This is a genomic window from Sorangium sp. So ce394 (assembly GCF_051474665.1).
Taxonomy (GTDB): domain Bacteria; phylum Myxococcota_A; class Polyangia; order Polyangiales; family Polyangiaceae; genus Sorangium; species Sorangium cellulosum_D.
In genome coordinates, this window is record NZ_CP150339.1 from 1,829,891 (window position 1) to 1,841,903 (window position 12,013).

At 72.0% G+C, this 12,013-nt stretch carries 8 protein-coding genes; 4 read left to right on the forward strand and 4 right to left on the reverse strand.

Annotation, left to right across the window (positions count from 1 at the left end):
* Positions 1 to 11 precede the first annotated feature (11 nt).
* From WMF33_RS06710 to WMF33_RS06720, 3 genes are all read left to right on the forward strand, one after another.
* The gene (locus WMF33_RS06710) at positions 12 to 905 is read left to right on the forward strand and encodes an N-acetylmuramoyl-L-alanine amidase family protein (RefSeq protein WP_437336343.1); all 894 of its coding nucleotides are present in this window, start codon (positions 12 to 14) and stop codon (positions 903 to 905) included.
* Between the two features lie 202 nt (positions 906 to 1,107).
* Complete coding sequence (locus WMF33_RS06715; RefSeq protein WP_437336344.1) at positions 1,108 to 1,743, forward strand: peptidoglycan-binding domain-containing protein; 636 nt, start codon at positions 1,108 to 1,110, stop codon at positions 1,741 to 1,743.
* Between the two features lie 13 nt (positions 1,744 to 1,756).
* On the forward strand, positions 1,757 to 4,207 hold the full coding sequence (locus tag WMF33_RS06720; RefSeq protein WP_437336345.1) for a hypothetical protein: 2,451 nt from the start codon (positions 1,757 to 1,759) through the stop codon (positions 4,205 to 4,207).
* On the opposite strand, the gene WMF33_RS06725 is transcribed toward WMF33_RS06720, so the two are convergent.
* The 4 genes from WMF33_RS06725 to WMF33_RS06740 form a co-directional block, all read right to left on the reverse strand.
* Positions 4,208 to 4,996 carry a TIGR02996 domain-containing protein gene (locus tag WMF33_RS06725; RefSeq protein WP_437336346.1) on the reverse strand — a complete coding sequence of 263 codons (789 nt, stop codon included), beginning with the start codon at positions 4,994 to 4,996 and terminating at the stop codon, positions 4,208 to 4,210.
* Positions 4,997 to 5,013: 17 nt separating this feature from the next.
* A complete protein-coding gene (locus WMF33_RS06730) occupies positions 5,014 to 5,577 on the reverse strand; it encodes a hypothetical protein (protein WP_437336347.1) in 564 nt (187 codons plus the stop codon).
* Positions 5,578 to 5,677: 100 nt separating this feature from the next.
* Positions 5,678 to 6,928 carry a DUF2169 domain-containing protein gene (locus WMF33_RS06735; RefSeq protein ID WP_437336348.1) on the reverse strand — a complete coding sequence of 417 codons (1,251 nt, stop codon included), beginning with the start codon at positions 6,926 to 6,928 and terminating at the stop codon, positions 5,678 to 5,680.
* 247 nt (positions 6,929 to 7,175) lie between these two features.
* The gene (locus WMF33_RS06740; RefSeq protein WP_437336349.1) at positions 7,176 to 7,541 is read right to left on the reverse strand and encodes a hypothetical protein; all 366 of its coding nucleotides are present in this window, start codon (positions 7,539 to 7,541) and stop codon (positions 7,176 to 7,178) included.
* An 883-nt stretch (positions 7,542 to 8,424) separates the two neighbouring features.
* Here WMF33_RS06740 and WMF33_RS06745 point away from each other — a divergent pair.
* Positions 8,425 to 11,367: an SBBP repeat-containing protein gene (locus WMF33_RS06745; RefSeq protein ID WP_437336350.1), complete on the forward strand. Its 2,943-nt coding sequence runs from the start codon at positions 8,425 to 8,427 to the stop codon at positions 11,365 to 11,367.
* Positions 11,368 to 12,013 lie beyond the last annotated feature (646 nt).

Consider the following 12,013-nt stretch of genomic DNA (forward strand, 5'->3'; position numbering starts at 1 on the left):
GCGGGGCCGCGGTGATCTCGCGCAGGAAGCTCGTCCTCGGTCTCGCAGGCGCCGCCGGCGCCGCCGCCCTGTCACGGGCGCTCGCCCCCGGACTCCCGCGCGACACCGCGGCGCGGCGCGCCCTCAAGCTCCCGATCGCGCCGAGCGGGTGGCCCTTCCCGGGCGCCCGCGTCGTCGCCCCCGCCGCCGTGTTCCCGCCCGGCTTCGGGGTCCGCCGCATCTACCTCGACGCGGGCCACGGCGCCCCGGGCAACACCGGCAACGTCTCCTGCTTCTGCGTCGAGGAGCAGGAGTTCACGCTCTCCGCGGCGCGCGCGCTCGCCGAGCGGCTCAACGCCACCCGGCGCTTCGAGGCGCGCGTGGGCAGGACCGGCGACCGGCCGCTGCCCTACGCGGAGCGCGTCGAGGACGCCGCCCGGTGGGGCGCCGACGCGTTCGTCAGCCTGCACTCGGACGTGCGCGGCAGGATCGACACGTGGTCGCCCGCAGAAGGCCGCGCGTGCCCGCTCAGCCTCGCCGCGCCGGGGTTCGCCGTGCTCTGGTCCGACGAGGGGGACCCGGCCCTCGGCGCCCGCCGGCTCGCCCTCGCGCGCGCCTTCGCGCGGCGCATGGAGGAAGCCGGCCTGCTGCCCTACGGCGGCGCCGCGTACAGCGGCCTGTACGCGCCGGACGCCGCTCAGCCGGGCGTCTTCGTGGACCGGCGGCCCCAGGACCAGCGGATCTTCGTCCTGCGCCGCCCCTCCATGCCCTCCATCCTCATCGAGACCCACCACGCGCTCGACGCCCGCGAGGCCACCCGCTGGACCGAGCCCGCCACGCTCGACGCCTTCGCCGCGGCCGCCGCCGCCGCGCTGGCCGACGCGCTCGGCGGCGAGGGCGCGCTGGCGTCGCACCCGCCGACCTGAAGCGCGCCGGCGCGGCGCGAACGGGGGCAATGCGCGTGGCGAGCGCGCCGCCGGCGCCGGCCGTCGAGCGGGCCGGGCGCTTGACTTCCCGGGGGCCCTTTGGTCTTTTGATGGGAATGGGCCGTGGGCGAGGCGCGGGCGTGGCGGGCGGCGCTGAGCCCGGGCGCCGCCCGGCGACGCTCCCTGCTGCGTGGAGGCGGGGATGAAGGCCCATCGCGTCCGCGCGGGCGACTGCTTCACCAGCATCGCTTACGAGAACGGGTTCTTCTGGCAGACGCTTTGGGATCACCCGGAGAACCGGGCGCTCCGCGAGCTCCGGAGGGACCCGTTCACGCTGGTCCCCGGCGCCGACAAGGTGGTCGTGCCGGATCCGCGGCCCAGGGAGGAGAGCTGCCAGACCGCGAAGGTGCACACCTTCCGGCGGCGCGGGGTCCCGGCCAAGCTCAGGATCCGGCTCCTCGATCACGAGGGCAGGCCCCGCGCGAACGAGGAGTACTTCCTCGAGGTCGACGGCGAGCTCCGCCCGAACGACAAGAAGGCCGACGGCGACGGGCGCATCGAGGAGTTCATCCCCAACGACGCCAGGCAGGCGCGGCTCTTCCTGTCCGGCGGAGAGGAGGTCGTCACGATCGCGCTCGGCTACCTCCAGCCCTCGGACGAGATCCGCGGCATCCAGTCTCGCCTCGCCAACCTGGGCTTTTATCACGGTGAGGTCGACGGGCATCGGAGCCCCGCCTTCGCCGACGCGCTGGCCCGCTTCCGGGCCGCGCACGATCTCGACGAGTCGCTGCCGGAGGACGACACCTTCCAGGAGATCGAGCGCAGGCACGAGGAGTGAGGAGGGGCGCGCCGTGCACATCTACTGGACCGAGATCACGATCACCGACGCCGACGCGGGCACCTCCGTCGTCGGCAACGAGGCCAGGAACAAGGTCAGCACCGAGCTGTCGAGGCCGCGCGACCACAAGGGCCTGCTGATCGTCGGAGGGGACGGCGAGACGAAGCCCGCGAGCGTCATCTATCACGGCAAGACCGTGAGCAGCGAGCTGCTGCTCATCGTCCTCCGGTCGATCGCCGCGGGGCTCGGCAAGAACTGGCGGTTCGTCTACAAGGAGAGCCGCAGCGTCAAGCGCGTCACCGAGATCTACGACCGTTACAAGGCGGAGGCCCACGCCGAGCGGGAGGGGCAGAACGCGCTGCGCAGGCCGATCCCGCCTTATGTGATCATCGGCGACGGCACGGCCGCGACGGTCAACCACACGACGCTGCGGCAGAGCGCGTGGGGCAAGGCCCGGGTCGCCCCGGCGGAGATCCTGCACGTCGGGTTCGAGGACCCCTGGAGCCATTACAACCAGCACAAGATGGGGCAGTTCCCCCAGCTGCTCGGCCTGCCGGGCCTCGCGCAGCGGCCCGCGCTCGGCGGGCCGAACGAGGACGGGAAAGAGGACGTCACCGGGCCGCGCGACTCGACGAGGTTCGCCGCGGACACGCGGGCCGAGCGGGCGCGGCTCGCGGAGCACGTGCGCGCGAACAAGCGGCTGTTGATCGCGACCGCCTACGGGCCGGCGGTGCGCCCGCTGGAGCTGCTGCGCCTCGCCATGAGCGTCCTCGCCATCGTGCCGCGCGGGACGACGGCCCTCCACGACAGCGCCCGAGGCGCCATCCTCCGGGAGGGCATCGACGAGGACGAGCTCAATGACATGCTCCTCTTGGCGCACCCGGACCATTTCCCGCGCTACCGGCTGCTCCTCGCCGACACGACGGCGAGCCTCCACTGGCTCTACGCCGACAAGATCGATATCTGCACCGGCGCCGGCAAGCCGCGCGCCGTGGACGAGACGATGGTCACGTCGGAGCTCTACGAGGCGGTGCGCACCCGGCTCTGGGAGCCGGTCGAGCGCTGGGACGACGCGAAGAAGCGGCGGGCGATCCTCTCCGGGACCGAGGGGCTCTATCGAGAGACCGACTGGAGCGTCGGCGAGCGCTACTGCGTGATGGGCGGGGGTGGGGTCGGCGTCAACATGGTGGAGCGCGCCGAGGAGACGGACAAGTGGATCGACTGGCTCGCGACGAAGACGCTGCACGAGTCGTTCCCCATCGGCCGCAACGACATCCTGCTCAAGCACCCGGCCGCCAGCGCGAGCGAGCGGCGCGGCCAGCCGATGCGGATGGATGATTTCGCCTATGGGCGCAACGATCAGCTCGCGGTCATCCTGCCCGCGGGGCGAAAGTGGCGCTTCGGCCAGGGGTGCGATCTCGACCGGGTCGAGGAGGCCGCGCCGCGGCTCCGGGTCACCTTCAAGCAGAGCCCCGACGCGAAGTACGACAAGGTGCCGAGCGCGCCCCAGATGAGCAAGCAGCCCATCCCCGCGCTGATCCGCGATCACGACGAGCAGGTGTCCGACCTCGAGGGCGGCGCCTTCAAGTTCTACGACAGCTATGCGCGCCCGCAGGCGATCCAGGACCCCAGGAGCTACGATCGGGTGATCCGCTGCGCGGGGCAGGACATCCGCGAGGTGGGGCAAGCCGAGAAGATCGCGGCCATGCTGGAGCTCGTCCCCCTCGTGTCCCCCGCCGACGGCCGGATGGTCGGGCTCCAGACCAAGGACGAGTCCGTGCGCGTGCTCGGCGCCGCCGCCACCGGCAACGCCGCGCTGGTGAGCGCCGAGGACGTCGCGGTCCAGAAGATGCGCGCGTACCACGAGACGCTCCCGGCGCAGGGGAGGATCATCTTCGTGGGGTTCGTCTTCTCCGCCCTCAACGTGGCGGAGGCCAATCACTACTTCGATCCTGGCAACGGCAAGGCCCCGAACACGAACGTGAACACCATGTCCCAGAAGGAGCTCGAGGCCCTCCTCGGGGACGTCGATCTGGCGCGGAGGATCATCGAGGTCCGGAAGAAGACGCAGAGCGGGTACGTGACGATCGCCGAGCTGAAGACGGCGCTCGTTCGCCACGCGCTCGGCCAGGCGGAGCCGCTGCCCGAGGGGTGGGAGCGCAAGTACGACGGCTGGAAGAGCTTCGACAAGACGCTGAACAAACAGCCCCACAACATCGCGAAGCAGGTGGGCGACGACGAGGTCCTGGCCGGAAAGATCGTGGAGGCGCGAGAGGCGGTGAGGCGAACCGACCGCGCGCTCTTCGACGATGTCTGGAAGAACCGCGAGGCGCTCAAGGCGAAGATCAAGGGCGAGCTCACGAAGGTGGCCGAGTTCGCGCGGACGGGCTGGAAGCCGTCCTGGGACGCGCCGATCGCGAAGCTCACCGCCCAGTACCGGCCGGCGGACGAGCTCGTGTACTGATCAGCCGGGCATGCGCAGCCGGTCCGGCACCACCTCGAGCAGCGTGCGCGCCTCGGTGTGGAGCCAGCGCAGCGCGCCGAACTTCGCCTCCAGCGCGCGGCCCTCGGGCGGGAGCCAGCGGTCGACGATGACGCCCTGATCGTGGCCCTGGTGCTCCGAGGGGTCGAAGGGGTTGTTGACGAAGCCCACGTAGCCGAGCGCGGGGAGGCGCCGCGACGCCGCGAGCGCCTCCGCGCCGCGGCGCGTGACGCGGTTGTTGCCGATCCAGAGCCAGCGCAGCCCGGCGAGGTGCGGCGACGCCGCGAGCCGCTCCACGTCGTCGTCGGTGAGGCCCACCCGGTCGAGCCGGAGCGAGCGGACGCCGGCCAGGTGCGGCGACGCGAAGAGCTCCTCGGCCGCGCCGCCGAGCGCGTCGATCGTCAGGTGGCGGATCGGCGCGAGCGCGAGGAGCGCGCCCGCGCGCTGCAGGAAGGCGCGGGCGTCGAGGGTGACGAGCTCGACGAAGCCGCGGTCGAAGACGGGATCGCGCGCCTCCGGCGGCAACGCCGCGATCCACGCGGCGCGGTGGGCCTCCTCGAGGTCGCGGGCCTGGCACGAGAGGCGGAAGTGGCGATCCGGCTCGGCGGCCTCGTCGGTCGCGAGCAGCGCGATCTGCGCGCGGATGAAGCTGCCCCGCGCCTCGACGGCCGGGTCGTCCTGGTCGTCGCACCAGGCGGCGTACGCGAGCCGCGGCGCGTCGGCGTCCGGCGCGGCGAGGACATCGCGGAGGAGGTCGGCTTCGGTGGCCACCGCCCGAGTCTACGCGGTCAACCCACGCGCTCCCAGGCCTCCTGGTCGAGCGCCGGGAAGGTGACGAGGCACGTGCCCGGGTCGATGCCGTCGAGCCGGGCGCGGCCCTCCTGGTCGAGCGCGCCTTCCCGGACCGAGCCGTCGGGCAGCTCCACCCGGTAGCGCTCGTGCGGGATGGGCTTGTCGTCCTCGCCGATGAGGCGGATCTCGATCCAGGTGACCTCGGTCCTGGGCGCGCGCGGGGCGGCGTCGGCGGGCGCTTGGTCCTCGGCGCTGGCCTCGTCGCCGCCGTAGGACGGCAGCCAGGGGAGGGGAGCCTCGCGGAGCCGCACGCGGCCGGTCAGCAGCAGCCGGCCCAGCGCGCCGAGCACGTCCGCGTCGGCCAGGCTGCGGACGGCGCTGGCCGGCGCGACATCGTCGAGCAGCCGCCGGAGCGCCGGGCGGTTCTGCGGCTCCGCGTAGAGCTGGCGCAGCCACGCGGCCTCCCTCGCGCGATCGCCGCGCCGGTCGGCGACGCCCTCACGGCCCTCGGCGAGCTCGATCGCGAAGCGCCGCGGACCCAGCGATAGCAGCCGCTTCAAAGCACCATGCTCCTTCCCGGGCTCGCGCGAGCGTATCAGCCCGCCCTCGCGCAAGGAAGGCCCCGAGGCGAGGGGCGATCCGCGGCCGGGCGCGCGATCGTCAGGGGAAGGCGCCCGCTTCGGTCATGGCGGAGAGGAACGCGTCGCCGAGGCCCGCGGGATCGGCGGAGAGCTCCGCGTCCAGCAGCGGCGGGGCCGCGGCGATGGGCCCCGAGGGGGCAGCGGGCGCGGGCGACGTGAGCGGCGCGGGCGGGGGCGAGAGGAGCGGCGCAGGCGCGGGCGACGTGAGCGGCGCGGCGGGAGGGCGCTCGGGCCGAGCCTCGAACGGCGTCGCTGGCCTGCGCACGTGCGCGCTCAGCGGCTCCACGGTGCCTTCGAGCGGATGATCCTCGACGTTCGTCACCACCGGCGCCGCCTGGGCCGGCAGCGGCAGCGTGGCGCGCGAGGGCGCTGCCGGAAGCGGCGCCGTTCGCCCCGCCTCCCGCGCCTCCTGCGCGAAGGGGTCGACCCACGGCAGCGCCTCGCCCGGCAGCTCCACGCCGGCCACGACCCGGAGCGCCTCGAGATCCTCCTCGCCCACGGCCGCGTACCCTCGCCACACGACCGAGCAGCACCGCCGATCCGCGTCGATCTGCAGGGTGTCGGCCCGCAGGGACAGCGCCGCTCCCTCGCGCGGCGCCCGCTCCTCGCGCCGGTAGAGCCGCGCGACGCCCCGCGCGCCCGCGAGCTGCGTCCGCAGCCGCGGGCGCTGCGCGACGATGCCCCCCAGCACCACCCACTCGTCGCCGAGCAGCCGCTCCAGCCGCTGCTCGGCCGGCGCCGCCTGGAAGTACCCCCAGTCGAGCCCGTCGGGCACCTCCAGCGCCACGCCCTCGAGCCGCCCGGGATCCGCCGCCCCGAGCAGCGCCTCGCGCCGCGGCCAGCGGCGGGACAGCGGCCCCATCCCGTCCACCCGCACGCGCCGCTGGCCCCCGCTCCCCTGCGCGCTCCCGTCGAGCGTCACGCAACGGTCGAGCCGCAGGGCGCCCTCCTGCACCACGGCCAGCCGGACCTGGATCTCCCCCGCGACCGTCGGAGCCACGCCTGCGTGTCCGGTCAGCAGCACGTCCACCTCGCGCAGGTACGGCGCCAGATCCCCCGCCGAGCGCAGCCCCACGCCGGAGGGATCCGGCACCTCGTCGGGCACGATCGGGTCCGGCCCACCGAGCGTCATCGTGCCCTCGGCCACGAGCCCGAACGTCGCTTTGACGACCGCGGTCACGTACCGCTGCCCCCGCAGCCGCCAGACCAGCGTCGCGGCCGAGGCGCGGCCGAGCGGCGTTATCGCGACAGGCCATCGAGCGGAGCGCACGGTCCATGGCAGTACCACGGCGCGTCACCCCGAGGCGAGGGCGACGCGCAGCTCTGCGGGTGAGGGGCGTCCTCGGCATACCCGAAAGGCATGGTGGGGCGGGGATCGCCGGGGCGAGCGCCGGCAGGTATCCACGGCGCGTCGAGCTCACCTGGAGCGCGGGCGCGCCGGAGGCTACCCGGGCGCTACCCCGGCATCGCGCGATCGGCGCGGGCACGGCCGCGGCCGCTGGGGTCGGGAGGCGCTGTCAGCAACTCCCGCAGACGACGCTCCCGTCGCAGTTCGCCAGATCGCCGCCGCAGTACCCGCGGCCCCACGAGCTGTGGTGCCAGGAGCCGTCTCGCTTCCTGCAATACGCGTGGGCCACGAGCACGGAGCCATCCGAGTACTCCGCGATCGTCACGTCGACGCACGACGCGAGGAACGAGTAGGACGTCAGCGCTTCCGACGACGACCGAAGGAGCTCTTGCTCGCCCTCGAGCTCCGCCGGGTCGTCGCCCTCCACGAAAATCCTCGCGATCTCGGAGGACTCGCCGTCGTCCGACTCGGCCGCGCACGCAGGCAGCAGGAGGGCCGCGCCAGCGATCAGAGCTCCGCCAACACCAAACCGCATGAAGTTCATCGTCTTCCTTGCCTTTCACGAATCCGGGCGACCCGGAGGTCGCCACGCCTGCACCACGGAATGCCGGCAGGCCGCCCCGACGCGCTGATGCGCTGCGCGCCGCGAACGACGTCCATCCGCCGAGGGCCACAGGAGTCCGGAGCTGGAGCGGCAGAGCCGCCTCGCGCCGCCCTCCCAGCGCCCTCGAACGGATGACCAGCTATCTACGTTCGTCATTCGAGGCTCACGTGAGCGCTCGAGCGACAGGGCACGCGTGAGCTACGCAAACGACCGCGACGCTCGCCGTACCCGGGGACGAGCTTGAAGGACTCCGTGGCGGAACGCATCCGGCGACGCGCCTTGTTCATGCATCTTCACGCATGCTTTACACGCTTAAATGTCGCCACACATCGTTTGCGCAAGGTAGGAGACAGCCGCGATCGCCTGCCGCTCGACGCGGCGGCAAAGGCCATCGTGAAGGGGCTGCGTCCCTGGATGAAGCGCTGCGTCCCCGGGTGACGAGCACGCTGCCGCGTGCGCCCCCTGCGCCGAGGCGGAACGATCCCGTCCTCGGAGCGGCGCTCGCCTGCGCGCGCCACGGGCCCGGCCGAGGAGCTGGCCTGCGGCCAGGCGGTGCAGATCTGAAGCTTGAAAGGTCTGGCACTCTCGTTGCTTGTGGCCCCCGCGAGAATCGAAGCGCGATGAGGGGCTGTCCGGGAGCTCTGAGCTCTCGGTGACGAGGAGCGCGCGCTCGTCGAGGACCGGCGGCGTCGAGGCCGGGCTCGCGGCCCCCTGGCGGCTGGATGGCTCGGGGGACCCGACAAAGAGAATGAAACATCGGTTTCTCCCAGCCTCAGGCCATTTCGAATCGACATCATTCCTGCGAGGTTCGAGCATGAAACGATTTCATGGTGAGACGCTCTCCGTGTGCATCCTGGCAGCAGGCGTCGCCGCTTGCAGCGGCTCGACCGGCGATCCTCTGCCGGTGGGCTCGGCGAGAGGCCCCCAGCCCGACCGGGCTGCGCCGATCTCCTCCGAGGACGACGGCGCCGGAGCGGAGGGGGAGGATCCCGCGCTCGGCGGAGCGCTGAACGACGATACGAGCGCGACCGAGGAGGAGCTGAGGCCCAAGGAGGATGACTCCCCCCTGTCCACCCTCCCGTTCGACCCGATGGGGGGAGATCGCGCGAAAGGCCGCCCGCTCCCCTTGCAGAACGTGACCTGCCCGAGCTTCGAGGGATTCACGTGGCATGACGAGACGCCCACGGCCGGCGCGGACCTCGGGAACGCGGTCGCCGCGTCCTGCGATGCCGTCTACCAGGTCGGGTCCACGACCGGGGCCATCTCGGGCGAGGTGAACAGCGGCGGGAGCGACGCCTTCGTCCGCAAGGTCGGTCAGGACGGGGACCTCGTGTGGGGCGCGCAGATCGGCACGTCGGCGAGCGACCAGGCGACGGGCGTCGCCGTCTCCTCGGCCCAGTGCCCCGCGAGCGGCAACGCGTCGCTCTACGTGGTCGGCCACACGAGCGGCGCGATCGAGGCCGGCCAGCACAAGGGATCTTCGGACGCCTTCCTCGTCAAGCTGAACGCAAACGGGACCGAGGCCTGGCGGCGCCAGCTCGGTACGGCTGCGGTGGATCAAGCGTGGTCCGTGGCCCACGCGCCTGACGGCAGCGTCTACGTGGTGGGCTCCACGGGCGGGAACCTCGCCGGGGTGAGCCCGCCGCCGACGAGCGGCACCACGTCGCTGTTCGTGGCGAAGTATTCGCCGAGCGGCGATCCTGTCTGGACAAGGCAGCTCGGCGTGAACAACAGGACGACCATCGCGCGCAGCGTCTCCGTCGGCGCCGATGGGCAGGTCTACGTCGCCGGTTACACCACCGGCGCGCTGGCGGGCGAACCGTACGCGGGCGGCAGCGCTGACGCGTTTGTCGCCCGCTACAGCGACAGCGGTGCTCTGGGCGGGGTGGCTCTCCTCGGCACGAACCTCCAGGACCAGGCGTTCAGCCTGACCACCGCCGTGGAGTCGGGTCAGACCGTCGTCTACGTCTCCGGCACGACGAACGGGAACTTCCCTTCGTATACGTCTTCGACGACGTATGACGCCTTCCTCGCCAAGCTGGACGCGAGCCTCACCACGCAATGGATCCGGCAGACATCGGCGAGCGAGAACGTCTCCGCGACGTCGGTGGCCGTCGTCGGTGGATCCGTCGTGTTGACCGGCCAGACCTCCCGCGACCTCGACTCCGACGCGCCCCTCGGGAGCGCGGACATGTACCTGCGCGAGTACAGCGCGGCGGGGGCACACCTGCGCACCGAGTACATCGGCACGAACGCGACCGAGGCAGGACAAGGCGTCGCCGTCGATCCGAGGGGCAACGTCTTCCTGACGGGCAGGACGGACGCGCCGTTCTGCGGCCACTCGTTCGGCGGCGGTGGCAGCGACGCCCTCCTCGTCAAGGTCATGAGGGGGTGCCGCGTGGACACCCCGGAGCCGTCCTGCAAGCCCGCCACGTGCAACGGAGACCCCCATTACGTCAGCTTCGATCGTGTCGCGTTCGACTTCCAGGGGGAGGGCGACTTCGTGCTGGCGACCAGCATGGCCACGCCCGATCTGGAGATCCAGATCCGGCAGTGCCCCGTGTCGCCGGGCGTCTCGACCGGCCGGGCCGTGGGCGCGCGCATCGCGGGCGATCTCGTGGAGTATCATGCGAACGGCGCGCTCTACGTGAACGGGCAGCCGACGACGGTGCCGTCGAGCGGCGCGCTCGCGCTCGCCGGCGGCGGGAGCGTCTACGCGTCCGCGAGCGGCAGGACCGTGCTGGCCTGGCCGACGGGAGAGCGGCTGGCGATGCGTCCAAGGAGCTATTCCCTCGGCCTGTACCTGGACACGCTCTTCCTCGTCCCGCCGGCCAGCGTGGGCAAGATGGTCGGCCTCTTCGGGAACGCCGATGACGACCCCACCAACGAGTTCATGATGGCCCGGGACGGCAGCGCGCTGAGCAGCGCGCTGACGTTCTTCGAGATGTACCAGGACACGAACAGCTACACGGACGTCTGGCGGGTGGGCGCCGCCCCGGGCGACGTCGCGCTCATCCAGCAGGGCACCCCGTGCGGCGGTCCGGCCGGTCCCGGGCAGCCGGTGTGGCTCAACGACCTGACCCCCGCGCAGAGGGCCGCGGGCGAGCTGGCCTGCGCCGGCATCGCCGACGAGGTGATCAAGCGGACGTGCATCCTCGACGTGGGCCTCACCGGCGACGCGAGCTTCGCGCACTCGGCCCAGGAGGCCGCGACGGATCTCGCGAGCCACGGGCAGGGCGGGCCGGTCATCGACAGCCCCCGCAGCGTCTACTTCAACAACTTCACCGGATCCATCGGCCCGGAGTGGGAGTCGATCGTCACCAGCGTCACCCCGCTCGGAGACCGCACCTTCCTGGGGCAGTTCGGCAACGAGACGGCGCACCTGACGCTGGACGAGCTCGCCCCCCACACCGAGCTGACCGTGAGCTTCGACCTCTACCTCATCAACGCCTGGGACGGCGATGGGCCCTTGGGTCCCAGCGTCTGGACCGCCTCCGCGGACGGCGTCGAGCTGCTCAGCGAGACCTTCTCCAACACCCTGAGCTCCCAGAGCTATCCGCTGGACGGGAGCCTGGCCGGGTCGGGCGCGCGCGAGGTGAACACCCTCGCCTATCCGTACGGCGACTCTGTATACCGCATGAAGCTGGTCTTCCCGCACTCCGCGCCCGACCTCGCGCTCGACCTGTCCGCGACCGGGCTGACCGGCCTCTTCGATGAGGGCTGGGGCGTGACCAACATCGAGGTCCAGGGGCGCTGACGCTCCCCGAGCTGGCCGTGAACTGACCTCGGCGGGCGGGCCTCTCCATGCTCTCTCCTGCCGCGTCGCTCGCAAGGAAGCGCCGACAGGCTCCCCGTCGAGGCGCACGGGCACGCAAGCCTCGTGACGTCCGTCGATCCCGCGCCCGGCGCGCGTACCCTCCCGCCAGGATGCGCCCTCGAATCCCCTGCAGTCCGACACGACGACTCCGCCTTCAGCGAACACCCCAGCGCCTCCTGAAGGAACAGCTCGGTCCGGCCGGTCTGCCGTTCTCCCCGTGACTTAAAAGTACCTCCTGGCGCGATCTTCGCCGCCCTCGAGATTTCGCGATCGAGTCGTGATTGGTTGCGGGCGGCTCGATCCACCTTGGGATCGGACGTGACGCTGCACGCGATGGTCGGCGGTCGCCTCGTGTCCATTCCATAGTACCATTGCGAGAGAGTAAGTTGGAAATGCGACGGTGGTCGAGCCGCTACGGTCGAGAACATGGCGGACTACGCAGCTTTCGGCTCGAGAGCGCGCGTGCGGACGACGAGCTCTTCTCGCGCGAGCCGCTCGTCGCTCTGCATGAGCTCGCGTCGGAGTTGTGAGCGCTCACATTGAGACCTGTTGGTGGTCTCTTGCTTCGTTGTGGAGGGGCGCTCAT

Excerpts from the sequence above, each read along its gene's own strand:
- WMF33_RS06715 (WP_437336344.1), top strand. The coding sequence starts at position 1,108 with ATGAAGGCCCATCGCGTCCGCGCGGGCGACTGCTTCACCAGCATCGCT.
- WMF33_RS06740 (WP_437336349.1), bottom strand. The coding sequence starts at position 7,541 with ATGCGGTTTGGTGTTGGCGGAGCTCTGATCGCTGGCGCGGCCCTCCTG.
- WMF33_RS06745 (WP_437336350.1), top strand. The coding sequence starts at position 8,425 with ATGAAACGATTTCATGGTGAGACGCTCTCCGTGTGCATCCTGGCAGCA.